31 protein-coding genes and 5 tRNA genes are annotated in these 23,905 nt (G+C 44.1%); 25 read left to right on the forward strand and 11 right to left on the reverse strand.

What is annotated here, in order from left to right; genetic code table 11:
* The 6 genes from Q3O60_RS14835 to Q3O60_RS14865 form a co-directional block, all read right to left on the reverse strand.
* Nucleotides 1-662 (reverse strand): response regulator (locus Q3O60_RS14835; protein ID WP_305894730.1); only part of this gene is annotated, 662 nt, incomplete at its 3' end.
* Nucleotides 663-664: 2 nt separating this feature from the next.
* Nucleotides 665-1,549, reverse strand: a complete 885-nt coding sequence (locus Q3O60_RS14840; protein WP_305894731.1) for a sensor histidine kinase — start codon at nucleotides 1,547-1,549, stop codon at nucleotides 665-667.
* Nucleotides 1,550-1,551: 2 nt separating this feature from the next.
* Nucleotides 1,552-3,378: an AAA family ATPase gene (locus Q3O60_RS14845; RefSeq protein WP_305894732.1), complete on the reverse strand. Its 1,827-nt coding sequence runs from the start codon at nucleotides 3,376-3,378 to the stop codon at nucleotides 1,552-1,554.
* Nucleotides 3,379-3,404: 26 nt separating this feature from the next.
* Nucleotides 3,405-3,644: an HTH-like domain-containing protein gene (locus Q3O60_RS14850; RefSeq protein ID WP_305894733.1), complete on the reverse strand. Its 240-nt coding sequence runs from the start codon at nucleotides 3,642-3,644 to the stop codon at nucleotides 3,405-3,407.
* A gap of 875 nt (nucleotides 3,645-4,519) precedes the next feature.
* Nucleotides 4,520-5,089: a hypothetical protein gene (locus Q3O60_RS14860; protein ID WP_305894734.1), complete on the reverse strand. Its 570-nt coding sequence runs from the start codon at nucleotides 5,087-5,089 to the stop codon at nucleotides 4,520-4,522.
* Complete coding sequence (locus tag Q3O60_RS14865) at nucleotides 5,082-5,684, reverse strand: AHH domain-containing protein (RefSeq protein WP_305894735.1); 603 nt, start codon at nucleotides 5,682-5,684, stop codon at nucleotides 5,082-5,084. Before Q3O60_RS14865 ends, Q3O60_RS14860 begins: the two co-directional genes overlap by 8 nt.
* Before the next feature lie 122 nt (nucleotides 5,685-5,806).
* Between Q3O60_RS14865 and Q3O60_RS14870 the strand changes: the two genes are divergently transcribed.
* From Q3O60_RS14870 to Q3O60_RS14890, 5 genes are all read left to right on the forward strand, one after another.
* Entirely contained in the window at nucleotides 5,807-6,376 is a 570-nt protein-coding gene (locus tag Q3O60_RS14870) for a hypothetical protein (protein ID WP_305894736.1), read from the forward strand.
* A 101-nt stretch (nucleotides 6,377-6,477) separates the two neighbouring features.
* Nucleotides 6,478-6,714, forward strand: coding sequence for an AbrB/MazE/SpoVT family DNA-binding domain-containing protein (locus Q3O60_RS14875; protein WP_305894737.1), 237 nt, complete (start codon nucleotides 6,478-6,480; stop codon nucleotides 6,712-6,714).
* 22 nt (nucleotides 6,715-6,736) lie between these two features.
* A complete protein-coding gene (locus tag Q3O60_RS14880; RefSeq protein WP_305894738.1) occupies nucleotides 6,737-7,432 on the forward strand; it encodes an SOS response-associated peptidase family protein in 696 nt (231 codons plus the stop codon).
* A 368-nt stretch (nucleotides 7,433-7,800) separates the two neighbouring features.
* Nucleotides 7,801-8,253, forward strand: coding sequence for an ABZJ_00895 family protein (locus Q3O60_RS14885; RefSeq protein WP_305894739.1), 453 nt, complete (start codon nucleotides 7,801-7,803; stop codon nucleotides 8,251-8,253).
* Between the two features lie 169 nt (nucleotides 8,254-8,422).
* The gene (locus Q3O60_RS14890) at nucleotides 8,423-9,559 is read left to right on the forward strand and encodes an SH3 domain-containing protein (protein ID WP_305894740.1); all 1,137 of its coding nucleotides are present in this window, start codon (nucleotides 8,423-8,425) and stop codon (nucleotides 9,557-9,559) included.
* A gap of 159 nt (nucleotides 9,560-9,718) precedes the next feature.
* Here Q3O60_RS14890 and Q3O60_RS14895 read toward each other — a convergent pair whose 3' ends face one another.
* Together Q3O60_RS14895 and Q3O60_RS14900 are read right to left on the reverse strand one after the other, a co-directional pair.
* Nucleotides 9,719-9,955 (reverse strand): hypothetical protein, encoded by a 237-nt coding sequence (locus tag Q3O60_RS14895; RefSeq protein ID WP_305894741.1) that lies wholly within the window; start codon nucleotides 9,953-9,955, stop codon nucleotides 9,719-9,721.
* Between the two features lie 82 nt (nucleotides 9,956-10,037).
* Nucleotides 10,038-10,505 (reverse strand): DUF4234 domain-containing protein, encoded by a 468-nt coding sequence (locus tag Q3O60_RS14900; protein WP_369812676.1) that lies wholly within the window; start codon nucleotides 10,503-10,505, stop codon nucleotides 10,038-10,040.
* 448 nt (nucleotides 10,506-10,953) lie between these two features.
* Here Q3O60_RS14900 and Q3O60_RS14905 point away from each other — a divergent pair, with 448 nt between their 5' ends.
* The 4 genes from Q3O60_RS14905 to Q3O60_RS14920 all read left to right on the forward strand — a co-directional run bounded on the left by Q3O60_RS14905 (nucleotide 10,954) and on the right by Q3O60_RS14920 (nucleotide 13,288).
* Nucleotides 10,954-11,484, forward strand: coding sequence for a P-loop nucleotide/nucleoside kinase family protein (locus Q3O60_RS14905; protein ID WP_305894743.1), 531 nt, complete (start codon nucleotides 10,954-10,956; stop codon nucleotides 11,482-11,484).
* Between the two features lie 105 nt (nucleotides 11,485-11,589).
* Nucleotides 11,590-11,868 carry a hypothetical protein gene (locus Q3O60_RS14910; protein WP_305894744.1) on the forward strand — a complete coding sequence of 93 codons (279 nt, stop codon included), beginning with the start codon at nucleotides 11,590-11,592 and terminating at the stop codon, nucleotides 11,866-11,868.
* 97 nt (nucleotides 11,869-11,965) lie between these two features.
* On the forward strand, nucleotides 11,966-12,475 hold the full coding sequence (locus Q3O60_RS14915) for a hypothetical protein (RefSeq protein WP_305894745.1): 510 nt from the start codon (nucleotides 11,966-11,968) through the stop codon (nucleotides 12,473-12,475).
* Nucleotides 12,476-12,580: 105 nt separating this feature from the next.
* A complete protein-coding gene (locus tag Q3O60_RS14920; protein WP_305894746.1) occupies nucleotides 12,581-13,288 on the forward strand; it encodes a YEATS-associated helix-containing protein in 708 nt (235 codons plus the stop codon).
* A 161-nt stretch (nucleotides 13,289-13,449) separates the two neighbouring features.
* On the opposite strand, the gene Q3O60_RS14925 is transcribed toward Q3O60_RS14920, so the two are convergent.
* Nucleotides 13,450-13,701: a hypothetical protein gene (locus Q3O60_RS14925; RefSeq protein WP_305894747.1), complete on the reverse strand. Its 252-nt coding sequence runs from the start codon at nucleotides 13,699-13,701 to the stop codon at nucleotides 13,450-13,452.
* 209 nt (nucleotides 13,702-13,910) lie between these two features.
* Between Q3O60_RS14925 and Q3O60_RS14930 the strand changes: the two genes are divergently transcribed.
* Nucleotides 13,911-14,147, forward strand: coding sequence for a hypothetical protein (locus Q3O60_RS14930; RefSeq protein WP_305894748.1), 237 nt, complete (start codon nucleotides 13,911-13,913; stop codon nucleotides 14,145-14,147).
* A 199-nt stretch (nucleotides 14,148-14,346) separates the two neighbouring features.
* On the opposite strand, the gene Q3O60_RS14935 is transcribed toward Q3O60_RS14930, so the two are convergent.
* Nucleotides 14,347-14,685, reverse strand: coding sequence for an MGMT family protein (locus Q3O60_RS14935; RefSeq protein ID WP_305894749.1), 339 nt, complete (start codon nucleotides 14,683-14,685; stop codon nucleotides 14,347-14,349).
* Nucleotides 14,686-14,792: 107 nt separating this feature from the next.
* Entirely contained in the window at nucleotides 14,793-15,398 is a 606-nt protein-coding gene (locus tag Q3O60_RS14940; RefSeq protein ID WP_305894750.1) for a YkgJ family cysteine cluster protein, read from the reverse strand.
* Between the two features lie 222 nt (nucleotides 15,399-15,620).
* Here Q3O60_RS14940 and murB point away from each other — a divergent pair, with 222 nt between their 5' ends.
* The 15 genes from murB to rplL all read left to right on the forward strand — a co-directional run bounded on the left by murB (nucleotide 15,621) and on the right by rplL (nucleotide 23,844).
* A complete protein-coding gene (murB, locus tag Q3O60_RS14945; protein WP_305894751.1) occupies nucleotides 15,621-16,643 on the forward strand; it encodes a UDP-N-acetylmuramate dehydrogenase in 1,023 nt (340 codons plus the stop codon).
* The gene (gene birA, locus Q3O60_RS14950; RefSeq protein ID WP_305894752.1) at nucleotides 16,643-17,644 is read left to right on the forward strand and encodes a bifunctional biotin--[acetyl-CoA-carboxylase] ligase/biotin operon repressor BirA; all 1,002 of its coding nucleotides are present in this window, start codon (nucleotides 16,643-16,645) and stop codon (nucleotides 17,642-17,644) included. The genes murB and birA overlap by 1 nt, the downstream gene beginning before the upstream one ends.
* Before the next feature lie 65 nt (nucleotides 17,645-17,709).
* The gene (locus tag Q3O60_RS14955) at nucleotides 17,710-18,405 is read left to right on the forward strand and encodes a type III pantothenate kinase (RefSeq protein WP_305894753.1); all 696 of its coding nucleotides are present in this window, start codon (nucleotides 17,710-17,712) and stop codon (nucleotides 18,403-18,405) included.
* A gap of 108 nt (nucleotides 18,406-18,513) precedes the next feature.
* Nucleotides 18,514-18,589, forward strand: a tRNA-Thr gene (locus Q3O60_RS14960).
* 5 nt (nucleotides 18,590-18,594) lie between these two features.
* Nucleotides 18,595-18,679, forward strand: a tRNA-Tyr gene (locus Q3O60_RS14965).
* A 28-nt stretch (nucleotides 18,680-18,707) separates the two neighbouring features.
* Nucleotides 18,708-18,782: transfer RNA gene (locus tag Q3O60_RS14970), tRNA-Gly, on the forward strand.
* 13 nt (nucleotides 18,783-18,795) lie between these two features.
* Nucleotides 18,796-18,871, forward strand: a tRNA-Thr gene (locus tag Q3O60_RS14975).
* A 70-nt stretch (nucleotides 18,872-18,941) separates the two neighbouring features.
* Nucleotides 18,942-20,126 carry an elongation factor Tu gene (gene tuf, locus Q3O60_RS14980; protein WP_305894754.1) on the forward strand — a complete coding sequence of 395 codons (1,185 nt, stop codon included), beginning with the start codon at nucleotides 18,942-18,944 and terminating at the stop codon, nucleotides 20,124-20,126.
* 160 nt (nucleotides 20,127-20,286) lie between these two features.
* A tRNA-Trp gene (locus tag Q3O60_RS14985) sits at nucleotides 20,287-20,363 on the forward strand.
* A 72-nt stretch (nucleotides 20,364-20,435) separates the two neighbouring features.
* The gene (gene secE, locus Q3O60_RS14990; protein WP_305894755.1) at nucleotides 20,436-20,810 is read left to right on the forward strand and encodes a preprotein translocase subunit SecE; all 375 of its coding nucleotides are present in this window, start codon (nucleotides 20,436-20,438) and stop codon (nucleotides 20,808-20,810) included.
* Nucleotides 20,811-20,813: 3 nt separating this feature from the next.
* Nucleotides 20,814-21,353: a transcription termination/antitermination protein NusG gene (gene nusG / locus Q3O60_RS14995; RefSeq protein WP_305894756.1), complete on the forward strand. Its 540-nt coding sequence runs from the start codon at nucleotides 20,814-20,816 to the stop codon at nucleotides 21,351-21,353.
* 121 nt (nucleotides 21,354-21,474) lie between these two features.
* Nucleotides 21,475-21,903, forward strand: a complete 429-nt coding sequence (rplK, locus tag Q3O60_RS15000) for a 50S ribosomal protein L11 (RefSeq protein WP_305894757.1) — start codon at nucleotides 21,475-21,477, stop codon at nucleotides 21,901-21,903.
* A gap of 3 nt (nucleotides 21,904-21,906) precedes the next feature.
* Entirely contained in the window at nucleotides 21,907-22,608 is a 702-nt protein-coding gene (rplA, locus tag Q3O60_RS15005; protein WP_305894758.1) for a 50S ribosomal protein L1, read from the forward strand.
* Nucleotides 22,609-22,915: 307 nt separating this feature from the next.
* On the forward strand, nucleotides 22,916-23,410 hold the full coding sequence (gene rplJ / locus Q3O60_RS15010; RefSeq protein WP_305894759.1) for a 50S ribosomal protein L10: 495 nt from the start codon (nucleotides 22,916-22,918) through the stop codon (nucleotides 23,408-23,410).
* A 65-nt stretch (nucleotides 23,411-23,475) separates the two neighbouring features.
* On the forward strand, nucleotides 23,476-23,844 hold the full coding sequence (gene rplL / locus Q3O60_RS15015) for a 50S ribosomal protein L7/L12 (protein WP_305894760.1): 369 nt from the start codon (nucleotides 23,476-23,478) through the stop codon (nucleotides 23,842-23,844).
* Nucleotides 23,845-23,905: the final 61 nt, after the last annotated feature.

Raw genomic sequence — 23,905 nt, forward strand, 5'->3', positions numbered from 1 at the left:
CTCTCTTTGTCAACATTGTGCTTTGAATCAATTTTCACGAGTGCTGACCAAGGCAGAGAATCTCCATTATTACCGATCAAAGTTACTTGAAGTACTTTTGCCGATGAAAGACCTCCATTGAGAGATTTCACTCTTGCGGCAATCGCCGAATTTTCTTTACAAAATATACGAATAACTCTTTTTTCTAATACGTTCAATTCGCAGCCGGACTCATCTATTTCGATTGCGTCTATAGCCTCTAACTCTTTAGCTGCTTCTGAAAGCAGCTCTATTGCTTGACTCACTAACCTTTTAGGTCTTACTTTCACCAAACTTTTTAGTTTGCCATCCCAAAATGTCGTAAGCTCTTGGTCTTCAACAAATCTTACTACAGCATCTTCGGTTTGTTGACCTGTAAGTATCAGAATTGGTGTCCCAGCGAATCTTGAGCGAATATAAGAAGCTAGTTGTATTCCATGCGAAGCATCAGGTACTGGGTTATCATTATTCAATGGAATAGCAAGATCGAGAATCACATAGTCAATTTGATTAGAATTAATTGTATTTATAGCATCATCATGAGTTTCTTCGTGAAGTACGGTTTTTGCCCCTAGTTCAATTAGAAGTGGTTTAACCGTTTCCTCAAACCAATTGACGTCGTCTTCTATTTGCAAAATATTCAATTCTATTCCCTTACTGGTATTTCAAAGTAAAACTCTGCTCCATAGGGTTTGGAGTTAGTTAGAGTCCAATTCCCCCCCATTGATCTAACGGCTTTGTCTACAATAGCTAAGCCTAGACCTCTGTTCCCAGCCTTAGTTGTATGTCTGCTCTTTAGAAGCACTTCCGTTTTGCTCTGTAGGCCTAAACCATCATCAATAATTGTGAACCACATAAATTTGTCATTGCAGTTACCTGTAATCATGATCGATTGCTTTTCTCTTACGGTTGGTTGATTACTTGACTCTACTGCGTTTCTGAGGGCGTTTGAGATGATTATTCTCAGTAAAGAAGGGGGCAAAACAAATACAAGATCTTTGGGGATATCTATATGAATACCTACTTGAGACTTTTGAGAAATTCTATCAACTTCTTTGACTATTTCTTCATAAATATTAACTTCTTTGGATGGCTGGTTTTGTTCAACTCTTCGCCAACTTTCAAATGTTTCGAGCACTCCATTCAATTTTTCTAACTCGCCACATGTTTTGGATTGGAAGAAGTTAACAATATCTTTTTCAGCGAAAACTCTAATAGAACCAATAATTGGTTCTAGCTCATGGAGCATTTGACCGATGCTATCAGATATAGCATCGCTCTTTACTGCTTCTATATCGAAAACATCACCTGTTCCATGTGGTTGGGACAATTCTATATCTGAGACATGTTTTCCAGAGTTGGTAATCTCGAGTAGCGCGCTTTTAAACCAAGAATTTCCGGTGTTTTCAGCAGCATGTTTTAACAGCTGCTTTTGCTCTGGCGTGGCAGCTTCACGCAACGCTTTCAGCCCCTCAATTTGTTTTTCTGGGCTTAAGCTTTGAAGCTCACTCAAAAATTTATTAAGATCCATACTCATTTACTATAAAACTCTGAACGTTTTTTAAATGCTTCCTTTCCGCCTTCCATAATCGCCTCAATAACATCCTTAACGTGTTTATCACGCGTAGAACCCATACACTTGATGTATCCACGTCGACCATTTGATTCAAGGTTTACAACATTTTCAGCGTTTCCTAATACAGGTATGTTGGCATTGTGGCTAGATAATATTGTTTGAGAGAGAGACGCCCTTTGCTGTATGGCTTTAATCAAAGTTTGAGCTATAAACTCATTATCTAAGTGATCTTCGGGCTGATCAATAATAAGTATTCTACTAGGATTTTCGAGAATTACGGAGAGAGCTACGGTGCATCTTTGGCCTATAGATAACTCTGAAATATCTTTGTAAATACCGTTATCTAACAGAGTAAATTCAATAACATCTTCAACTTTGGCTATAAGTACATTTACTATATCTTTCTCATTTAAATAAGCGACGATTCGTGTTGCTCTATCTATTGGAACACCTATTGCACTAGAAAAATCTTCGTATTTAAGCGCATGCGAGTAGTAAAGCAGCCAAGCTGGAGATATTCGCTCAACAATTACAGGAATCAATTCTTTATATTTTAATCCTGACCCTCTTAAAGTATTTTCAAGTGCTTCAGCATAAGACGCCAAGTTCGCATGACGTAATATAGAAGTCTTAATTGATGGGAACAGATTTACATTGAGTTTTTGTACGACGGCGTTTCTCTTCTCAAATATAGAGTTTTTGATACTGTATATTTTTTCGAGCAAGTCTTGGCATTTTTGGTATGTAATAGCTAGTTGATTTTCCTTGCTAAATACCTGATGATTCAAATTTTCTAGTCGAGCGATGTCTTGCTTAACCCTTCCTAGTTCGCTTAATACTGCTCCCGCACCTTCGGTATAACTTTCGACCTCGGTTCTCTTTTCACGAGCGCTGACATCTAGGGATAACCTGAGGGAGGTAAGCTGTTGATAGATAGATTCAACGTTACTCAATGTTGATATATTGTTTTGAATAACATTGTTAATTGCTTGCTCATCTCTTTCCCCAGAATCTTTAAGCAACGAATTTAAATTCGAGGCTTCTGAAGTATAAAGCTGAGGTAAAGCTGGCTCAGCGATTAGAGCTGAAAGTCTATGAATTTTGGCGTTTAAAAGGCTTTTTATTGTTTCTAAGTTTTGAATGTCGACCATTAAGGTTGCTAATCGACCCTGAACCTCATTTAAGTTCTTCTGACTATTAGCAACAGCTTGATTTTGTTTTTCAAAATTAGCTTGCTGAGCCTGCAAGAATTGTTCTCTCTGTCTTAATGCGTCTAAGGAAGCCGTCTTCTCTCTTAGCTCGTTTAGCTCTCTTCGTAATTGTATTAATTGCGCACTGTTGCTCGCTAGCTCTCTGTTTAAGTTATTTATTACTCCAATTTCGCTTTGGATTTCTGGAATGAAACTATCTACTAGATTTAGTTTTCCTTCTGCATTTAGGCCGATGGTTTCGATTTCTGTTTGTGAGAATACTATCGGAGGCATAAATGGTTCAGAAAAGATTGGCTGCTTATCCATAGCGGAACGAGAAACGCTAATTATTTTACCTTCGTGTTCAAGTTCAATTGAAACCCGACCAGAAGACTGCAAAATTGAAATTGCATGCCCGCTTGAGTCATTGGAGTTGACCGACAGGTTACCAGAAGCGAGTCCAAACCTTAGTAGTTCTATTATTGAGGTTTTACCGACACCTCTTCCTCCAATAAGTACATTAAGGCCTTTAGTGAACGACAAGTCTAGGTTGCCAAAGAAGCCTTCCTCTACTTTTAAATTTTTTATGATCAATGTATTACGCCTCACGCAAACTAGTTTTAAAGTAACTCAGTATCTAAGCCAGCCGATTTAAGACGAGAGGTCAGATTTCTCATTTTACTGAACTCTGTTCCGAAGCTTTTTTTTATACCGACACCGTCACAGAATTCCTTCGCCGTTATACTCTTTAGCTCATCAGCATACTTTAGCATTTGTAGATGCAGTTCTGCCGTGTACTGATTTCTAGGCGCAAGTTCCAGCGCAGTACGAATTTTTTCGAATATATCTTCTGACCGCATAGCAGCTCTCTGAATAAAAGGATGTTATATAATTTAGCTAAATTATATAAGCAAGCAAAGGTGTAGTAACCTATTTTTTAGTAAGGTTATTTGTCGCTATTAAGCTAAACCTTGTGACGGACTAGGCTTATGTTTATAAACGTCGGCCCTTCGGGGCAGATAAACCTTAAGGTTTGTCCATCATGGATATGTTTTAACCTTAATTCCATGGTGAATTACCACTAGTTCAGTAGATGCATCATAAACCACTCTTTGGTGTGAAATCTAAACAATTGGTTTAACTTCTGATTTGGTCAATGAGTTAAGTCTATTGGTCTGGAGTGCGAATGTCCGTTTCACGCTCTTCGTTGCCGGTTTACTAATTAGCAGCTTAGTGCCAAATCGGACATTGATCTCGGTTTGTTTCAGCTCTAAACGGCCTAACTATCGGGCTCGTTGTCCCAGATGAATGCTGCCCTAAACATGCATGTATATTTGAGTTGTTTTCAAATCAGTATGTCCTGACAGCTCCCGACAGTGCGAATGTCTGTTCCCGCTTTGAGTAGCTGGGTAGCAAAGGAATACCCGAAAGTATATGCGGTTATGTCCTTTGAACGCCTGATTTTCTAACAGCATTTCTTAGTTTCTTGGTTAAAGACGTCCAGTTCAGGTTCAAGTGATGGCGGTATGAATAGTCGTCCTCAGGATGCTTGCATCTGACTGACGATGAGAAAAGGTATTGCCGCTTAAAGTCGGAAATCGCACAACGTTATTTACGAGCAAGACCAGTCTCAAGGGAGCGGATTAAGTCTGACGTGTGCGGCCACGCCGCCGATGCGAAGCGTTTTTGCTATTCGTTAAAGTTAAAGCCGCCGTTAACTCCGTTGTAGTTATAGCTATTGCTGAAACTCCAACCCTGTTAATCCTAATTTTTGGACTACAGACATAAGACTGTTCGGCCTATTAGTACTGTAAATACCGAGGCTCAAACCTTCAACACGAAACAATACACCCTCGGAAATTCGGTCAGCATCTAATACCAGTTTTTTGAAAATTCGACTTGGGGTGCCGTCGCGCTTTATCTTTCGTTGTGACTCAGCTTCATTGAAAACATTCTCTCGTGCCAGTACATGAATGATGTACCAACGCCTGCCATCGACATTGATCGGTAGAAACTCAACGTAATCGGCAATTAAAGGTTTCAGTGTTTCACATGTCTCTGCGGATGCAGCGAAAGCTGTCGCACCAAATGCAGCAATGTCCGGTTGTGGTTTTACGCGCTCATCAGGATTGTAAAACCAAGTGACATCCATCGGTGCCCATTTCTCTGCGAGCGGTTTACCATAAAGACCAACAGGCTCATCTATCTGCATAATAAGCTCAAGTGCTGATTCTTGCAGCATGGCGTATTGCTCCACGTCCGCAAACACACTAAAAATCTTTGTTTCAGCCATAACTTCAGACATTTGCTATCCTCTTGTGAAGCGGAAACTCGCCATCTTCAAGCTCCTCTGCAACATCACGCAGTGTTGAGATGATAGCATTGCGGCCCATGCCTTCTGCAATCGTCGCTTCAAGTAGGAACTCGACATTGAGAAAATACTTCTCAGTGTGAGTCTTTGAATGCGGTTGTGCATTCGGAAGGTACTCATGCGGGCAATGCCGTTGAAAGCGGGGCAGGAAAACGCCGTTACACTCATTATCGATATCAATAGCGTAAGCTGCCAGACGAATTCGTGATTTGGCCGCACGAGGGTGATCCCAAGCAACAATGTGATGTGCTGCCATATTCTTTTGTCGTTGGCGTCCGGCAGAAAGCATGTTGTTTGACAGTTTCTCATTATGTTTGCGTGCGTGCATCCAACGGATATGACGGCTGCGTTCTAGCGCCTGCTGGTCAATAATGCCACGCTGGTAACGCACCGTGTCAATAACGGTATCACGGTAATAAATTGCGTATGCCATTGCGGCTGCCTGACCATACTGTTTATTACCGGTGACGTTGGTGAAATCCTCGGCCATTTCATTTACGGATAGGTATACCGGTTCAGCACTTTTCACATGTTGCTCCTTGCAGAATAAGTCTGACTTAGTCTACATTATGAAAAATATATGTAAATATAGTGATTAAAAATTAACACAGAATGGTGTTATTAAAGAACGACCATGGAGGGGTTAAACACATGTCAAAGGTGTATAGGCTAAAACCATTGGAATATAGCGTTGAAGTCCCACAATTAAGCTTGATTGAGTTCGCCGATATAATTGGTGATGAAGACTTTTCTATTATCAGGCGACAACCTCGTACCAACGAGAAATTGAGCGACCGCTGGACGCCTGTCAGATGTGCACTGGCACCTCAATATAAAAATGTCCGACATGTACCGGACGTATCGTTCTGGGGTTCATACCTGCTACTATCGAAGCGTGCTTATAAAGCGCTGAGTCCTGTACTTGCCAATGAAGGCGAGTTTTTACCTCTGCATGTTGCCAATTTGCCCATGTATCTGTTCGTCTCGCTGCAATTTGCAAAAGAAGATCTCGCTAAAACACATCACAGGTATGAGGAAGGTATTGAGTGCGGCCTATCCGAACTGGTTTTTAAGCGGCGCGATATCGCCAATAAAGCAGTGTTCAAATCTTTGCTTTATGGGTGTCATGCACTTTTTGCCACAGGCAAATTTAAATCTGCATTTGAAGAGCATGACTTTACCGGTATAACGTTTGATGAGGATTTAGCAGGCGTATTCTGAATTCAATTTGCACTGCCATGAGAACCTGTCGTTTGGCGGATTTACTGCTATTCTGCTGGTATCTGTTTAATACGTTACTGGCGGCATAGTGGAGCGACTTTATGGTTACAACAGAACTTGTTAAAGACAGCGATGGCAGTCACATTCTAATTATTCCGGAGGAGTTTGAGGCTGAACTCAGTGGAGTAGATAAGGTTGATATATGTCGTGAGGGGCAATGTCTGATTATCACGCCGATCCGCAAAAGCTGGTCATCTCTTATTGATGCTGAACGAGCTGATGAGGATTTTCTAAAGTCACGACCGGACGTCATCACCCCGAATAAAGATTCAGAATAACAGGCTATAAAGGTATTGGTGTATGTGCGGCAGACTGAATGTTATCGACGACCCGGATGTGATTGAGTTGTGCGAGGGTCTGCAAATAAGCTTGTTTGCCAATCAGCCCATATTCAGTCGGTTTATCCGTGCCACTCAACCTGTCAGTATCGTTCGTGAGAAACAAGGCGTGCGCCGGATGGATACCGCAATCTGGTGGTTACTACTCGATAAATCGGATACTGGCTTTAAACCCTCTAAGTACACCTCGTTCAACACCCGGTACGACAAACTTAATGTAAAAAACTCAGCGGGTTATCAGGCCTTTCGGCATAGCCGCTGCGTAATACCGGTTAAAGGATTTGGTGAAACAGAATATGTGAACCGCAAACCTATTCATTATCACGATATGGTCGCCAAACAGGGTGGTTTATTCATGGGCGGTTTGTGTCGTGAGTGGTTTAATTCAGAAACGGGTGAGAGCGCTTTATCCTGTTCAGTGATCACCTTACCGCCTCACACAAAACTGAAAGACATTCATTCTAAATCGATGCCATTGATATTGCCGCCACAACCTGAACTCCTAAATAGCTGGCTGGATGAGAGTGTGACCAATCCTGTGATGTTTGATGATCTGTTAAAGCCCAGAATACCGGTGAATTTAATTGCTTGGCAAATCGACAAACCCAGTACACAAAAATTAATAGCCCCAAAGTTTGAAATCTCGGCTGATATCTAACGACTGGTAGTTAGGCACACTGTTCGACATGAGGCGGTGAAGTCAATTTTAGCTCAACGTTGGCTTAAGCGTCGCCTAACTCGTTAGCCAAGTGCCAACAGCAGACACATGCCCACGTTTGATTCAGCTTCAATAGACCGGTAGACAACCGTTTAGGTGCTCTGGCCATGTTAACCCCCACTAAAAATCACGTGTATTGTTGTGACTTTTTATCAATGTGTTAAATTTCAAACAGATTTTGTGCATGATGGGCTTTTCAAGTTATTGATTTTAGGTAAACTCATGGGTATAAATTGGTGTAGGCTTTTGGATAGGCTACGCTACAGCAGCCGTTTAGCGATGCGTTGCATTTCAGGAGAGTTTGAATAATGAGTCAGGAAGACGTAAATATCAAAAGATACGTATTTGTTTTTAGCGGGTACTACGCTGCATTTATGTGTGTAATAAATGTGTTGGCTTATGGATTTGATATTGATCTTGGTTCCAGTGCAAATATGGCCATATTGATTGGATCAGGTTACGCCGCAGCTATCAAATTTGTAGTAGAGTTAGGTAGAGCGCCGTCCGCTAAAGAAAGAAGGCTCCTTTCCCTAGGCTGTCTGCTTTCGTCCTTTATAATCTCAGCTTTAGGGGTTCTAATTGTCATCCCAGTCGTATTAGGCTCAGGTGCATGGGAAGAAATCTCAGAGTTGTTCAAAACTCTCTCACCATTGGTATGGATTGCTATAACTTTAGTAATAGGTCTTCTGTACTATTTTGTATTAACTCTTATTTTTGGTTGGATGGCTAAAAAACATGCAACTAAAACTATTAGCGCATAAAAATGTAAAAAGTTGCAAGCGGGGCAATTGGCTGCTTACTTTGCACCGTTCGCGAGGCGTTACGTCCGCAAATTGCTCGTAGCGCTCTGACTGCTTGGTGCCAAAAGCGGCCAGAAAATGTCTAGTTTATTGTTGGCGATTCACTATTATTGCATTTTAGAGAAGTTATATGGCTGAAAATAAATCAAATGAATTAACGGAGGCGGAGGACTTGGGTTCGCCCGAGCGGAGCGAGACCGACCTTAGCCAATATCTATCTCATAACAAAGGACTGGGCGTTGTTACTCGGCCCGCTGCGATAGGGAGGGCATTGGAATCATTCAGTTCTCAACAGCGTGCAATAGATAGTGTAATGGCAGCTGTAGCTAGGCCCGCTGCGATAGGGAGGGCATTGGAGTCATTCAGTTCTCAACAGCGTGCAATAGATAGTGTAATGGCAGCTGTAGCTCGGCCCGCTGCGATAGGGAGGGCATTGGAATCATTAAGTTCTCAACAACGGCTAATAGATAGTGTAATGGCAGCTGTAGCTCGGCCCGCTGCGATAGGGAGGGCATTGGAATCATTAAGTTCTCAACAACGGCTAATAGATAGTGTAATAGCAGCTGTAGCTCGGCCCGCAGCGATAGGGAGGGCATTAGAATCATTCAGTTCTCAACATCGGGCAATTGATAATGCAATAGCTGCTATGGCAAATTTTCCTACAATTGAAAATACTCTTGCCAGCTTTGCCAAAACTAGTTCCATGATGTTGAGAAATCCAAGTTCTTTGTCAGCTATTTTTGATTCAATCGAGAGATCTAAATTCTCTCCATTCGAGGTAGAGAACTTAGAGACAGACCTGACGATAGCGGTCGAGGAATTCAATAATGTAAGTAGTCCAGCATCCTTAGCTGCCGTATTTGGGAATCTGTCCCCACTTGTACAAGCCATATTTTTATTTATTATTCTTCAAGTTTTGTTGCCGCAGGTTAACAGCATATCAGCCAATTTTCTCACGCCAGTCATTGAGTCGTATTTGCAGGGTAACAATTTAACCAATAGAGAAAAAGTAAAAGAAATCAAAGAAATACCTGTGTATTTGAATGACGTCACGACTGAAGGACTACGATTCATAACGGGCAATAATGTTCGACTTAGGTCTGAACCTTCTACTAAGTCTGAAATACTAGATGAACTGCTTCTGGGACAAGTGGTAACTATACTGTCAAAAGACAGAAACTGGATTGAAGTAACATATTCATACGGGGATGGTAAAACTATGTCAGGTTGGGTATTTACTAGATATACAGCCAAGTTTGTACGATAAAATCTAACTAAACGCTGTTGTCGTCTCATCGGGTCTAGGGGGCCTTTCTACGACTGCGCGGCTAAACGTCCGCTATTCACTCATTGTGGCCGTTGAACTTCGCCGCCAAGCAGCTTAGTGCCAAAAGCGGAAGTTGTACTAAAGAATCTAAGTTAATAATCAGTTTTTACTGGCATCGTGATTATCTTCATTCGTTTGCTCTTGCTTTACTAACACATCAATTCTCCGTTCAACATTTGGGTTAGGTAGAAAAGTTTGAAGTACAAAACCTACAGCTATAGCACTCCTCTTACCTTTCTTTACCCAAACTGTTAGCTTAAAGAAAACTATTAGGAACAAGGAAAGAGTAATCCAAGGGGCAAGATATAGTAGAAAATCAAAAAGCTGAGAACTCATGCCAACCCTCAATTAGAAACAAAATAACTATGAAATTAGATGCTGTCTATTCAAGTCACTAAAGCGCTGTTAATGGCCATCGCTATATCGAATGGCACTCGGCTTGCTGTTGTTCGCTATTAATTTGTAATAACTGATTGATTTTATATTGAAAGTAGATCACGTGTAGAAATGAACTTAAAACAGGATTAAGCCAAAACTTACTTCGCTCACCGACACCGGTTAATAAATTAATTCTATTTCTGATTTTTATTAGCCAGGTAATATGAAAAATTGATGAAACAAGATGCATTAACTTTGAGAATAAAAGCAGGTCAGGATTTCCGATTGCGGTAAAGTAAATGATAAGGCCAAAAAGAGAAATCAAATGTACTGAAACAGCGCTTGCGACGAACCAACTAGATATCGGTTCTTTTACATTTCTATTAACTTGCCTCGTAAGTAAAAAAAGCCGATAAATTACATAAATCCCAAAAGTGAACACACATAGTGCAATAGTCCTTTTTACTGATTTGGTTTCAAAAATATCATTAATATGTACCATTTTCATTCCTTTGCATAATTTCCTTAACCTTAAATGAGGACAATAGAAAATTAATCAAGCGTTAATTAATTGCAAGACGTAGGAATGAAAAGGGCATGTCACTCTACTTATACCAAATCGGGACGCAAGTCTTGCGGTGTGCGTTATGTCTGCTATTCGCTCCTTGCTGCCCGTTACAAGTAGTGACCGATTGGTTCGTGAAGCGGACGTGTTTAACCTTTCGCCACATTATCAATACTGTAAAAATATCCTGTTCGGTTTTTGATACCTCCTGTGCGTCTTAGACGGGTTAACCCGTATTTGTAGTTTACACAAATATCAACTGCACCTATAAGTTATTGTAAGTTTTAAAAAAGCGATGTAATGTTTTGGACATTAAATTTACAATGACAATCTAACCTGTGCTTAAGCGCTGGTCGACGAAAAAGCCTTATGTAACTCAAGGAGGATTTACTTGAAATTTGTAATGATTTACGGCCCATCAGGTATTGGAAAAGAAAGTATCGCTCGTGAATTAGCAAAGAAGAATGGGTGGCATTTATTCCCACAGCATTTGGCTTTTGATATTGCTTGCGCTGTTGTGGGTTTCGGGAATAACGGCTTCGAGAAATATCAGCGCAAAATTTTCTTAGATGCTTTTAGGACGCTGATCGAAAAGAATGTCACTGGAGTTGTTTTTACATTCTGTTATGTATACCCAGCAAGCAACTATTTTATCGACGGTCTGTTCGAATTGCTGAAAGAATACGAAATTGAGGCAGATTTTGTTCGGCTATCCTGCGATTTTGATGAGCATGTGCGTAGAGTAACCAGTGATAATCGGAAAAATACAAATAAAATCCAGTCCAAAGAATACCTTGAGGAATATCTGAACCGGTTTGATTTTTCAGTGGATATTGCCGGAGTTGAAACTTTCCGCATCAACAGTACTGAATTAAGTATACAAGAGTCTGCGATTGCAATTGAAAGACGCATCGTCACATAACCACGCTAGTCAAACCGACGGCTATTTCGTTGCGGCTGCGCCTGAACTGCAAAGCCGCGCTTGCTGGCGGCGTTAAATGCCACTGGCACGATAGGAGTATTAAACATGGGACGCAGACGCAATAAATCAATTCCTGAGGAGCTACTGGATCAGCTCTGGGATTTAACTGGGTGCATCTGGCAGTTTGGTTTAGGTGTCAGCTTGTTTTTTGTTCTCTTGGGCATAAAGTCGTTTTTATGGATTCGTGGAATTGAACAAAACTTTACGGGTAAGCCAATTGAGGCAATGTTTGAGCAATTCTCTTGGCTACTGTACCTGATTCCAATTATATGTCTGTTTTTTTCATATCTTTTTGGTAAAAGGTCATATGCGTCTTATCGTTAACAAAGTGGCATATAACAATCGCCTAAAACATCGCTGCCTACGGCCGCTGGACTCGCAACAAGTTGCTCGCCGTTTAAGCGAGCGTTAGGCATAAAAAATGAATAGTTCAGACTCATATCATCTCCTCGGAAAATTTATAGTGACTTTTCAGCAGCTGGAAGACTGTGTTAAAGAAATTATAGTGATGCTTGTACAAGCAAAGGACGAAGAAATGGCACATATACTTATGAACGAGCTAGATAACTTAGCCAGACTCAAAACAGCTGATGTTCTCTTTCGACGTTTTACGTCCGTGAGAGTCGGAGATTTCAAAGAAGAGAATACTGGTTTTCACAAGCTGGTTGTATGGCTTCAAAGGCTAGGCGAAAGAAGGAACGAGATTGTTCATTCCAATTATTATGATTGGACGACTGATGTTGGTGAGTCAGGTTTACTTCGCAAAAACTCAAAATTACGTGGCAGTAAAGGTGAACGAGAACAATCTGAGGAGGAGCTACTTCCAGAGCACTTATGGAAAGACTTAGCAGACCTCAACAATGCATACGGACAATTGGAACTGTACCGTTTAAAAATTATTGAATGGCTCTCCCCAGTTGAAACTGCCTAACAAGTGTAGCTTGCAGTGCTTGGGTAAACTGGCACCTTTTTCGCGCTGCACTGCAAACCAGCAGCAAATGCGAGCATTAGGCTAACCTAGGAATCAGAGAACGTTATGACTCATGAGGTAACTGTTGCATTAATAATGGCCATGACGGGAATTCTTGGCGGCTTGGCTAATTTTCTTTCTGATGATAATTTGAAATTTGAGTTCCGAACGGTTGCTAAAAGCATAGTGCTAGGTGTTTCTGCGTCGGTAATGGTTCCGCTATTTTTAAGTATGATATCGAGCAACTTGCTCCTTGAATCAAGTAAGAGCACTGAAAGCTATTTTATTCTGGCTGGCTTTTGCATGGTTGCATCGATTTTTTCAAGATCATTTATCAATGGCGTGTCATCGAAGATTTTAAACGATCTGAAACAAAAAACTGAATCCATCGACAAAAAAGTAGATAGTTATGAAGAGCATGTTAAACCTCTTATTGAAAGGTCAGAAGAGCCAGAAATTGATTCAAACGAAGCTTATGATTTTAAAGTAGAAAGAGTAAAATCAAAGCTAAATGATAGAGATATAAAAATACTGTCAGCTATAGATGGGAGCAAATATACAATAAGAACCTCTGGTGGTATTGCTCAACAGCTTGGTATGGCAGTAAATAGCAGAGAAATTATTGGGCGACGCTTGAGAGAAATGAAAGATATCACTCTCGTAGACGAGGTAAAAGGAATAGAGCCTACAAGCCCAAAACCTCGATGGTATCTAACAAATTTAGGTCGCGCAGTTCTAAGAAGTTTGAATAATGCGTCAGATGAAAAAGCCTAACAAGCGCATTTTGCCAGATTGGTTTTCCGCTGCGCTGCAAACAAGCCGCAAATGTGAGCTTTAATGTCCGCTTTTCGCTTACAGGAGGCTGTCAGATTAAGTCTAATCTGTAAGATCAGATGTGAGCTACTACAACTTATAAGGTGATTTAAATATTTAGCTTAGAAGCTCAAGATTAATGGTATGTTGTACTTGGCGGCAAAGAACAGAAGCTTCTTGTCGTAGAATGCCATTTCTCGTTTACTACGACAAATAAATTTTACTGTGGATGCTTCCTTATCATAAATTGCTCGGATGTCATTTTCGCCAGCATCAATTGAATAACTTCCGTCACATAATGTATAAGCTGCTTGTCCACCAACAAAATTTTCCTTGGCGAAAGTCGAGAGTACTAGGCTAACCTGCTCTGGCATTACCTTTTGAAACGTCGTTTTGCAATAAGGCATTTACTAACTGGCTCTTGAATTTGTTTTATTCAATTATAGCAAATAATGGGTTGTAACGCCTTGCTCTTACAGAAGCTGCATCTTCTAGTCAGGGAAACTTATGAAATGCTGAGTTATACTTTGCAACATTAGCCTGTTGCAGGCCTCCGATTTGAAACTGACAGGAAGGAAAGACCTTGGCGGAACCTCTTAATGTTTTGGCTTTATCAGAAGAAGTTAGCCGTGATTCCGAATCAGGTAAATTAGCACGTGACTTACTGTCGCAGGGGCAAACCTTGTACGGTAAGAATGCTCTTTTCCCTACATATCTTGAACGCATCACTCCAGATGGCAGGAAGACCCTTGGAAGGATAAGTAAGGGTAAGTTTGTGCCATTCTTTTGTCTTTTGACAGACATATCTAAGTCTCTGTGATGTTATATAAGACGAGAGCTTTTATCTAATGAAAGCCGAGCTTATTTCTCTTACTTTGCTTCAGAGGGTTGCCAATGACTCAAAAATTTAGTTAGGCGCGTCAACCATGGATTTAGAAGTTAGCGGGCAAACTTTTTTGTCGAAAATTGAGTTAACGGGCAAACATTTTTGTCGCTAGACAGCAGTATTGTTAGTACTTCTAGTATTTCAACTTAAACAACAACTCCGCTAAATCCGGTTGCCATAGATCCTCTTTACGGACTCTGTTGTTGCGAAGCAACACCCCTTCATCCTGCAGCAGCTCACGCTGGCGTTTGGCTGTGTCGGAGCCTGCAGGAAAAGCCAGGCTGCGATCGCTACGAAGAACCCGATACCAAGGCACGGCCAGTTCTTTTGGCGCATAGCCAAGCGCTTTGCCAACCAGCCGGGCACGCCCCGGCAAACCAGCTAAATCGGCAATCTGGCCATAACTGGCGACTTTGCCGACCGGGATTTGCAGTACGGTGTGCCAGATTTTTTGGTAATGAACGTTTTCCATAGCAGCGAAGTCAGTGTGGTGTAGTGGTACCCTGACACAGGCTGATAGCCAAGTGCAAGCACTATGCAGCTATGGTACCAGCGCCGCGCATCAAAGGGTGCTCATGCTTAGGCAATCTGTTGTCCGGTAGCCACTTCTGAATAACCAGCCTGAAACAGCACTTTTAATAAGGCTTTTTGCAAAGCTTGGCTGATGGGCAGGTTGTCGCGGCTCAAGTCATAATCCAATTGGTCGACTTGCTGCTTAGCCAAGGTTAGCATCGGTGGCGGGTCAGATTCCAGCGCGATCAATGTCTGCTCGAAGGCAACAGGGTGCTGCTGCTTGAGTACTTTGCAGGTCGATAGCGATGGTTGGCCATGCTTATTGCGATAACCGGCCACGCCAAAGACCCGGCATAAAGTAGGGCGTTGGGCATAGACGGTGCATTGCCCTTGCATGCCATCAAAGGACAAACGTTGGTACATCGGGCATCCGGACGATGCCGGATCCGCTTCAAGTTGTGCTAGTGTAGATTCGGCTTTGCCCTGATCAAACAGGTGCAACGCCAGCGGTAACATATCCAGTACCGTTGCATCAATGCTTGGGTACTGGCAGCAGTTACCACAACCGCTTGGACAGGTGAGTCCACGTTGTTGTTGATAACGGGCATACGTATCCGCAATTTCGCCATACACAGCCTCAACACGACGCGATAAATCACGCAGCCGTTGCATAAAGACTCCAAACGAAAAAACAGTGAAAGAAAAAAGCACAATCAGGGCAGGAAGCCCCTGAGACCAACGAAAGGTTGATGGGCTATTTTATGCTGCAAATGGCAAGGCTACAAGCAACATTAATACAAATGCCGTATCGAAAAGAACAAAACGATGTTGGTGATAGTGTTCGCGGATGTCTTTGTTTAGAATAGAGCTAGTTTTTTTAGTGTCAGGACCGTTATGGAAATCCTTCAACAGCAAGATGGCCGTCTCCTTTCTACCTTTCGTTTAGCCGCAATCTTGCCAACCGTGTATCACTGTTACTCCAGCGCTGATTTGGCAGAGGTGCCGTTATCGCCGACACCAAGAGTACACGGCGAAGGTAGTAATACCGTGTTTATTGGTGGCGACTTGCCCGCCTTATGCCGTTATTTAGCCAGTGAAAAAACGCTGACATGGCTGGATGATGATCGGGCTGAGCTGCACGTGGAGGCGGGTCACAATTGGCACCAATTAGTGCAATGGACGGTGACGCAAGGCTTGTGGGGGCTGGAGAATTTGGCATTAATTCCAGGTTCTGTGGGGGCGTCGCCGGTGCAAAACATTGGTGCTTATGGCGTTGAGCTGGCCGATCGTTGTCGGTACGTTGATTTTTATCATTGGCAGAGTCAGCAATTGGAGCGTATGACGGTGGAGCAATGCCGTTTTGGCTATCGTGATAGTGTGTTTAAGCGTGAGATGGCGGGGCGGGGCGTGATTGTTGCAGTGGGGCTGGAGTTAACAAAGCAACCACGGCGAGTGCTGAGCTATCATGGGCTGGATCAGCTGGCTGCTGATTGCAGTCTTGAGCAGGTATTTCAGCAGGTGGTTGCGATCCGGCAAGCAAAGTTGCCGGACCCAGCGGTGATAGCCAATTGCGGCAGCTTTTTCAAAAACCCTCTGCTGACCGATGCAGAAGCTCAGGCGTTGCTGCAGCGTTACCCATTCATGCCGGTGTTTCCCCAAGGCAATGGCTATAGCAAAGTCCCTGCTGCCTGGTTGATCGATCAGGCGGGTTTTAAAGGCAAACAAGTAGGCGATGTCGGCTGCTATCACAAACAGCCATTGGTGCTTGTTAATTATGGACAGGGCCAGCCAGCGGACTTACTCACCTTGATTGAGCAAATTCAGCATCAGGTACATAGCCGTTTTGCGGTAGCGCTGGAGCCAGAAGTACAGTTGGTTGGAATGCCTTTAGCACAGCCAGTTCGAGAGGATCTCTGATGACACTGCAGCAACAAAGTGGCTGGCAAATTCAGCAGCAGCTGATCCGTTATTTGGCGGATGGGCAATTTTATTCGGGCTCCTGGCTGGGCGAGCAGTTGCAGCTGAGCCGGACTGCGATAGCCAATCATATGCAACAACTGGAACAGTTTGGCCTTGAACTCTTTAAAGTGAAGGGGAAAGGCTACCGGTTGGCGCAACCATTACAACTGCTAAGTGCTGAGAAAATTGTTCATTTTCAACCGCCTGGCAGTGCACAAATTGAGGTTGAATCGATCGTCGACTCCACCAACAGTCAGTTGATGCAGCGCTTACAGCGGGGCGACAAACTGTTGAAAGGGCAATGTCTGGTTGCTGAAGCGCAAACCACTGGTCGGGGACGTCATGGCCGCGTATGGCATTCACCCTTTGCGGCCAATCTTTATTGTTCCATGTATTGGCAGTTGGAGCAGGGCATTCAGGCAGCAATGGGCTTGAGTCTGGTGATTGGTGTAGCGGTGGCAGAGCTACTGGAGCAACAGTACCAGCTGAAACCAGCTCTAAAGTGGCCAAATGATATTTATGGCGATGGGAAGAAGCTTGCAGGTGTGTTGATTGAGTTATCAGGCCAAAGTGATGGTCAGTGTCAGCTGGTCATTGGTATGGGGATCAATGTACAAATGCCTGCGCAATCTGCTCTGCAGCATATCGGCCAGCCATGGATCGATCTAACCACTTTAGCGGGAGCATTGGATCGCAACCAGCTGATTGCTCACCTGCAGCAGTGCTGTATAAAGCAGTTGCAACGATTTGAGCAGCATGGCTTTCAGGCTTTTCAGTCAGAGTTTAATCGTCGCGATTTATTTCAAGGTCAGCCGGTACGGCTGGTGCAGGGCACGCAGCAAATCAGTGGTACTTGCCACGGGGTCGATGCTCAAGGTAACTTAATTGTCGAGCATCAAGGAAAAAAACAGCTGTATCACGGTGGTGAGTTAAGTCTTCGGGCGGATGCTCAGCATTAGCTTTTAAAACTGGCTTATCATAGCGACTACAGTCACTGCACGTTCATTCAAGGGCCATGCAAGTTATGTATTTACTGTTAGATATAGGCAACACTCGTACCAAAGCGATGCTTGCGGCGCAAGCCGGGCAGTTCATTCCTTTTGATGTTGAAAAAGATGAGCTGGATAGTGCGGCTGTGCAAGCTGTGTATTATGCCGCGGTTGCAGGTCAGGACAAGGTGCAGGCGCTGAAGAAACAATTTACCTTAGCTGAGCAGCCATGGCGTCAGATTGAAAGTGAGGCATATCGTTTTGGTATCCGTAATTGTTACAGCCAACCGCATTTATTGGGCGTCGACCGCTGGCTGGCGATGCTGGGTTCGAATTGGCTATACCCGAACACTGATTGCGTGGTGATTGATGCCGGTACTGCCGTGACTATTGATTGGCTCGGAGCCGACGGTCAGCATCAGGGCGGTTGGATTTTACCGGGATTAAAGCTTCAACAACAAAGTGTGGTGCAAAAAACGGCCAAAGTGTTTAACGCTGATACCCATCAAGCGCGTTTAGCTCATGGCAATGATACCGTGTCTTGTTTACAAAATGGCTGTTTGGCGTCGGTACTCGGCGCTATTGCGCAGGGCTGGCAGTTAAAGCCGATGAGCAAGATGGTATTAACCGGAGGTGATGCTGGTCTTTTGCAAGGCTACCTGAAAGCTTATCCGCTCGATGTACAACCCCATTTATTATTCAATGGCCTTAGTCGATTTATCGAAAGTTGAACGATTTGGCTAAGAATTGGCCATTCAATCAATTAATTTACCAATTTCTTTTTTTTTCTGTTGCGCCCGTCCGGTCATTCTACTAGAATTCGCACCCACTGACGTAGTGCCGCTTTAGCTCAGTTGGTAGAGCAACTGACTTGTAATCAGTAGGTCATCCGTTCGACTCGGATAAGCGGCACCATTAGTGGAGGGGTTCCCGAGTGGTCAAAGGGATCAGACTGTAAATCTGCCGGCTCAGCCTTCGAAGGTTCGAATCCTTCCCCCTCCACCATTTCGTCAGCCATAGCTACGAGTAGACAGCGGGCATCGTATAATGGCTATTACCTCAGCCTTCCAAGCTGATGACGCGGGTTCGATTCCCGCTGCCCGCTCCAATCTATTTAAGATGCTGATATAGCTCAGGCGGTAGAGCGCATCCTTGGTAAGGATGAGGTCCCCAGTTCGACTCTGGGTATCAGCACCATTTTTGATTAGTCTCTCGTAACTCCATCATATTTAACGCATGAACCGCCGTTTAAGAAAGGGTTTTAATTATGGCCAAGGCTAAATTTGAACGTAACAAACCGCACGTAAACGTAGGCACGATCGGCCACGTTGACCACGGTAAAACAACTCTGACTGCAGCTATCACCAACGTGTTGGCAAAGACTTACGGCGGTCAGGCATTTGCATTTGATCAAATCGACAAAGCCCCGGAAGAAAAAGCCCGTGGTATCACCATCAACACGTCGCACGTAGAATATGACACACCGTCACGCCACTACGCGCACGTAGATTGCCCAGGCCACGCCGATTACGTGAAAAACATGATCACCGGTGCGGCGCAGATGGATGGTGCAATTCTGGTTGTTGCAGCGACAGACGGTCCTATGCCACAAACACGTGAGCACATCCTGTTATCACGTCAGGTTGGTGTTCCTTTCATCATCGTGTTCATGAACAAGTGTGACATGGTCGATGACGAAGAGCTGTTAGAGCTGGTAGAGATGGAAGTTCGTGAACTTCTTTCTGATTACGATTTCCCGGGTGACGACCTGCCAGTGATTCAGGGCTCAGCTCTGAAAGCATTGGAAGGCGAAGCACAGTGGGAAGAGAAAATCATCGAATTGGGCAACGCTTTGGATACTTACATTCCAGAGCCAGTGCGCGCGATTGATAAGCCATTCATCATGCCAATCGAAGACGTATTCTCGATTGCTGGTCGTGGAACTGTAGTGACTGGTCGTGTAGAGCAGGGCATCATCAAAGTTGGTGAAGAAGTTGAGATTGTAGGTATCCGTGATACGACCAAGACGACTTGTACCGGTGTTGAAATGTTCCGTAAGCTGCTTGACGAAGGTCGTGCTGGTGAGAACGTTGGTGCGTTGTTGCGTGGTACTAAGCGTGAAGACGTAGAGCGTGGTCAGGTACTAGCTAAGCCAGGTTCAATCAAGCCACACACCAAGTTTGAAGGTGAAGTGTACGTGTTGTCGAAAGACGAAGGCGGCCGTCATACTCCATTCTTTAAAGGTTACCGTCCACAGTTCTACTTCCGTACAACGGACGTAACTGGTGCAGTAGAATTGCCAGAAGGCGTAGAGATGGTTATGCCTGGAGACAACCTGAAGTTCGTGGTAGAGCTGATTGCTCCAATCGCGATGGACGAAGGTCTGCGTTTCGCTATCCGTGAGGGTGGTCGTACCGTAGGTGCTGGTGTTGTTTCTAAAATCATCGCCTAACAGTACAACGCAACTATAAAAAGGGCTCAATTGAGCCCTTTTTACGTCGCTAGTAGGAAATAAGTTTGAATGCACGCCAGTACACTTGCCATCAGAGCCTGAGGCAGTATAATGAGCGGCTATTTGCGATGCTGATCATGGTCAGCACAATGTTTTTTGTAGGGGCATAGTTCCAATTGGTAGAACAGCGGTCTCCAAAACCGACGGTTGGGGGTTCGAATCCCTCTGCCCCTGCCAACTATTTGCAGCCTAGATCCGTGCTGCTGTACTGGTTTGTATCCATCAAGCCAAGCTGAGGTGAGTGAACGCATGAGTGCAACGAGTGAGAGCCCAAAAAGCAGTCTGGATACCGTCAAATGGCTGGTCGTCTTCGTACTGCTGTCCCTGATCGTGTTGGGCAATTATATGTTCGAATTTTCGACGCTGGAGCGGGCCGTTGCGTTGGTCGCTCTGATTGCAGCTGCTGGTTTGGTTGCAGCGCAAACGACGAAAGGGAAAACCTTTATTGGTTTTGCCAAAGACGCGCGGACAGAAGTTCGCAAAGTCGTCTGGCCGACCCGTCAGGAAACGACACAAACCACCATTATCGTCATGGTTGCCACCTTGATTGTCGGTCTGATGCTGTGGGGGCTCGACGCTATTTTATTGCGTGTGGTTTCATTCTTCACCGGTTTAGGAGTTTAAGCTATGGCGGGTAAGATGCGCTGGTACGTCGTTCAAGCTTTTTCTGGCTTTGAGCAAAAAGTTGCAACCTCGTTGCGTGAACATATTCGTCTGAACGAGATGGAAGACAAATTTGGTGAAGTCTTGGTCCCTACTGAAGAAGTGGTAGAGATGCGGGCTGGCCAAAAGCGTAAATCAGAGCGTAAATTCTTCCCAGGCTATGTGCTGGTGCAAATGGAAATGTGCGAAGAAAGCTGGCACTTGGTTAAAAGTGTACCACGTGTGCTCGGTTTTATTGGTGGCACTTCTGATCGCCCTGCGCCTATTTCTCAAAAAGAAGCCGATACCATTCTGAACCGCTTGCAAGATAATGCCGACAAGCCGAAGCCGAAAACATTGTTTGAAGCGGGTGAAGTGGTGCGTGTTACTGAAGGTCCATTTGCCGACTTTAACGGTGTGGTTGAAGAAGTCGATTACGAAAAGAGTCGAGTCAAAGTCTCGGTACTTATTTTTGGTCGCTCTACACCAGTTGATTTGGAATTTGGTCAGGTCGAAAAAGCTTAATTTTTATTCATTGATTCCGGCCGCAGATTGCTTTATGATCTGCGGCCTTTTTAACCAAGGGGAGCCGCTTGAGTAAATGTCCTCGCATTTACGAGGCTGAGACCCTAAGCAGAGGTGTACTATGGCAAAGAAAGTCACTGCATTAATTAAATTGCAGGTTAAAGCCGGTATGGCAAACCCGTCACCGCCAGTTGGTCCAGCATTGGGTCAGCACGGTGTCAATATCATGGAATTCTGTAAAGGCTTCAACGCCAAGACAGATAGCATCGAAAAAGGCATGCCGATCCCAGTCGTTATTACTGTCTATAGCGATCGTTCTTTTACCTTCGAAACCAAAACGCCACCAGCATCGTTCTTGTTGTTGAAAGCGGCCGGTCTGAAAAGCGGCTCTGGTCAACCTAATACCAAGAAAGTTGGTAAAGTGACTCAGGCGCAAATCGACGAAATCGTCAAATTGAAAGAGCCAGATCTGACAGCTGCAGATCATGACGCTGCCGCGCGTACTATCGCGGGTACTGCTCGTTCAATGGGCCTAGTGGTGGAGGGATAAGACATGGCTAAATTATCTAAGCGCGCTAAACTGATCCGCTCTAAAGTAGATGTGACTCGTGAATACGATTTCCAGGAAGCTGTCACGTTACTAAAAGAGCTGGCTACTGCTAAGTTCGTTGAAAGCGTTGATGTTGCTGTAAATCTGGGCATCGATGCACGTAAATCTGATCAAAACGTACGTGGCGCTACCGTATTACCACATGGTACTGGCCGTGACGTTCGTGTTGCTGTTTTCACTCAGGGTGCCAACGCTGAAGCTGCCAAAGCAGCAGGTGCTGATATTGTGGGTATGGAAGAGCTGGCCGAACAAGTTAAGAAAGGCGAGATGAACTTCGACGTTGTCATTGCGTCTCCGGATGCAATGCGCGTAGTAGGCGCTCTGGGTCAAATCTTAGGTCCACGTGGCCTGATGCCAAACCCAAAAACAGGGACTGTAACGCCAAACGTTGCCGAAGCTGTTAAGAACGCCAAAGCGGGTCAGGTTCGTTACCGCAACGACAAAAACGGTATTATCCATACTACCATTGGTAAAGTGGATTTTAACGCTGAGCAGTTGCAAGAAAACTTAGAAGCATTATTAGGCGCACTGAAACGTGCTAAGCCTTCAGTAGCAAAGGGTGTGTTCATTAAGAAAGTGACCATCTCTTCTACTATGGGTGCCGGTATCGCATTGAACCAGTCGTCACTAACGACTGCGGTATAATGTTTTACAAAAGCATGTTTCACTAGAGCATGCTTTACAAGGGTGTGAGCTTTATTATATAATCTCGCGCTCGTTTTTTAGGGTAGAAGCTGGTTGATTTCTTGCAAAGAAACCAGCTTCCGTCCAAGACCGTAGGTGCAGTAAATTAGTATAATTACTGCTTAATGACTTGCCTACGCAGACGGTGTTAGCCCCAGAATTGTATTTAAACTCTTCTGGCTCTCACCGTAAATCGCGCATCGGCATGTCGCCGATGATGTGTTGGAAAGCCAGACGAAAGTCTGGAAGAACCAGGAGTTAAGAGCCAATGGCGATTAAGCTTGATGACAAAAAAGCAATTGTTGCTGAAGTCCAGCAAGCCGCAACTGGTGCTCTTTCTGCCGTAGTAGCTGATGCTCGTGGTGTCACTGTCGATAAAATCACTGGTCTGCGTAAGCTGGCCCGTGCTAATGGCGTTTGGATGCGTGTTGTGCGCAATACCTTGGCCCGTCGTGCAGTACAAGGCACTGATTTCGAGTGTTTGAGCGATACCTTTGTAGGCCCAACATTAATCGCTTTTTCTTCAGAGCACCCAGGTGCAGCAGCGCGTCTTTTTAAAGACTTTGCTAAAGAAGAGAAGTTGTTTGAGCTGAAAGGTGCAGCGTTCAACGGTGAAACGGTGAGTGTGGATGTGTTAGCAACGCTACCTACGTACGAGGAAGCATTGGCACGTCTGATGAGCACGATGAAAGAAGCAGCAGCTGGCAAATTGGTACGTACCATTGCCGCGGTTCGCGATCAAAAAGAGCAGCAAGCAGCGTAATTTTGCGTTGTTTGTGGTAAGAGTTTAATTTAGGCTAAATGCCGTTTAATTGTAGGAATTTGAGCATGTCTGTGACTAAAGACCAAATTCTAGACGCTATCGCTGAAATGTCTGTAATGGACGTAGTAGAGCTGGTTAGCGCTATGGAAGAAAAGTTCGGTGTATCTGCTGCTGCCGCTGCTGTTGCAGTAGCTGGTGATGCTGGTGGTGCTGCTGAAGAACAAACTGAGTTCAACGTTGTTCTGGCTGGTATCGGTGGCAATAAAGTATCTGTGATCAAAGCAGTACGTGGTGCTACAGGTTTAGGCCTGAAAGAAGCGAAAGATTTGGTTGAGAGCGCTCCTGCTCCAATCAAAGAAGGCGTTTCGAAAGATGAAGCTGAAGCGCTTAAAGCGGAACTTGAAGCCGCTGGTGCATCTGTTGAAATCAAGTAATTCGGGCTTGACCCGTCTTACTGCCTGAATTTTCAGGCTGGGCTGGTGATTAAATAATCAC

This window comes from Alkalimonas collagenimarina (assembly GCF_030717845.1).
In the GTDB taxonomy this organism is placed as follows: domain Bacteria; phylum Pseudomonadota; class Gammaproteobacteria; order Enterobacterales; family Alteromonadaceae; genus Alkalimonas; species Alkalimonas collagenimarina.

What these genes read in the sequence shown, in the direction of transcription:
- rplA (WP_305894758.1), top strand. Translation starts at nt 21,907, where the DNA reads ATGGCTAAATTATCTAAGCGCGCTAAACTGATCCGCTCTAAAGTAGAT.
- Q3O60_RS14860 (WP_305894734.1), bottom strand. Translation starts at nt 5,089, where the DNA reads ATGTCTGAAGTTATGGCTGAAACAAAGATTTTTAGTGTGTTTGCGGAC.
- rplL (WP_305894760.1), top strand. Translation starts at nt 23,476, where the DNA reads ATGTCTGTGACTAAAGACCAAATTCTAGACGCTATCGCTGAAATGTCT.
- Q3O60_RS14900 (WP_369812676.1), bottom strand. Translation starts at nt 10,505, where the DNA reads ATGAAAATGGTACATATTAATGATATTTTTGAAACCAAATCAGTAAAA.
- Q3O60_RS14935 (WP_305894749.1), bottom strand. Translation starts at nt 14,685, where the DNA reads ATGGAAAACGTTCATTACCAAAAAATCTGGCACACCGTACTGCAAATC.
- Q3O60_RS14920 (WP_305894746.1), top strand. Translation starts at nt 12,581, where the DNA reads ATGACTCATGAGGTAACTGTTGCATTAATAATGGCCATGACGGGAATT.
- Q3O60_RS14885 (WP_305894739.1), top strand. Translation starts at nt 7,801, where the DNA reads ATGAGTCAGGAAGACGTAAATATCAAAAGATACGTATTTGTTTTTAGC.
- tuf (WP_305894754.1), top strand. Translation starts at nt 18,942, where the DNA reads ATGGCCAAGGCTAAATTTGAACGTAACAAACCGCACGTAAACGTAGGC.
- Q3O60_RS14940 (WP_305894750.1), bottom strand. Translation starts at nt 15,398, where the DNA reads ATGCAACGGCTGCGTGATTTATCGCGTCGTGTTGAGGCTGTGTATGGC.
- Q3O60_RS14955 (WP_305894753.1), top strand. Translation starts at nt 17,710, where the DNA reads ATGTATTTACTGTTAGATATAGGCAACACTCGTACCAAAGCGATGCTT.
- Q3O60_RS14875 (WP_305894737.1), top strand. Translation starts at nt 6,478, where the DNA reads ATGGTTACAACAGAACTTGTTAAAGACAGCGATGGCAGTCACATTCTA.
- nusG (WP_305894756.1), top strand. Translation starts at nt 20,814, where the DNA reads ATGGCGGGTAAGATGCGCTGGTACGTCGTTCAAGCTTTTTCTGGCTTT.
- Q3O60_RS14880 (WP_305894738.1), top strand. Translation starts at nt 6,737, where the DNA reads ATGTGCGGCAGACTGAATGTTATCGACGACCCGGATGTGATTGAGTTG.
- rplJ (WP_305894759.1), top strand. Translation starts at nt 22,916, where the DNA reads ATGGCGATTAAGCTTGATGACAAAAAAGCAATTGTTGCTGAAGTCCAG.
- rplK (WP_305894757.1), top strand. Translation starts at nt 21,475, where the DNA reads ATGGCAAAGAAAGTCACTGCATTAATTAAATTGCAGGTTAAAGCCGGT.
- Q3O60_RS14895 (WP_305894741.1), bottom strand. Translation starts at nt 9,955, where the DNA reads ATGAGTTCTCAGCTTTTTGATTTTCTACTATATCTTGCCCCTTGGATT.
- Q3O60_RS14890 (WP_305894740.1), top strand. Translation starts at nt 8,423, where the DNA reads ATGGCTGAAAATAAATCAAATGAATTAACGGAGGCGGAGGACTTGGGT.
- secE (WP_305894755.1), top strand. Translation starts at nt 20,436, where the DNA reads ATGAGTGCAACGAGTGAGAGCCCAAAAAGCAGTCTGGATACCGTCAAA.
- Q3O60_RS14870 (WP_305894736.1), top strand. Translation starts at nt 5,807, where the DNA reads ATGTCAAAGGTGTATAGGCTAAAACCATTGGAATATAGCGTTGAAGTC.
- murB (WP_305894751.1), top strand. Translation starts at nt 15,621, where the DNA reads ATGGAAATCCTTCAACAGCAAGATGGCCGTCTCCTTTCTACCTTTCGT.
- birA (WP_305894752.1), top strand. Translation starts at nt 16,643, where the DNA reads ATGACACTGCAGCAACAAAGTGGCTGGCAAATTCAGCAGCAGCTGATC.
- Q3O60_RS14925 (WP_305894747.1), bottom strand. Translation starts at nt 13,701, where the DNA reads ATGCCAGAGCAGGTTAGCCTAGTACTCTCGACTTTCGCCAAGGAAAAT.
- Q3O60_RS14915 (WP_305894745.1), top strand. Translation starts at nt 11,966, where the DNA reads ATGAATAGTTCAGACTCATATCATCTCCTCGGAAAATTTATAGTGACT.
- Q3O60_RS14910 (WP_305894744.1), top strand. Translation starts at nt 11,590, where the DNA reads ATGGGACGCAGACGCAATAAATCAATTCCTGAGGAGCTACTGGATCAG.
- Q3O60_RS14840 (WP_305894731.1), bottom strand. Translation starts at nt 1,549, where the DNA reads ATGGATCTTAATAAATTTTTGAGTGAGCTTCAAAGCTTAAGCCCAGAA.
- Q3O60_RS14850 (WP_305894733.1), bottom strand. Translation starts at nt 3,644, where the DNA reads ATGCGGTCAGAAGATATATTCGAAAAAATTCGTACTGCGCTGGAACTT.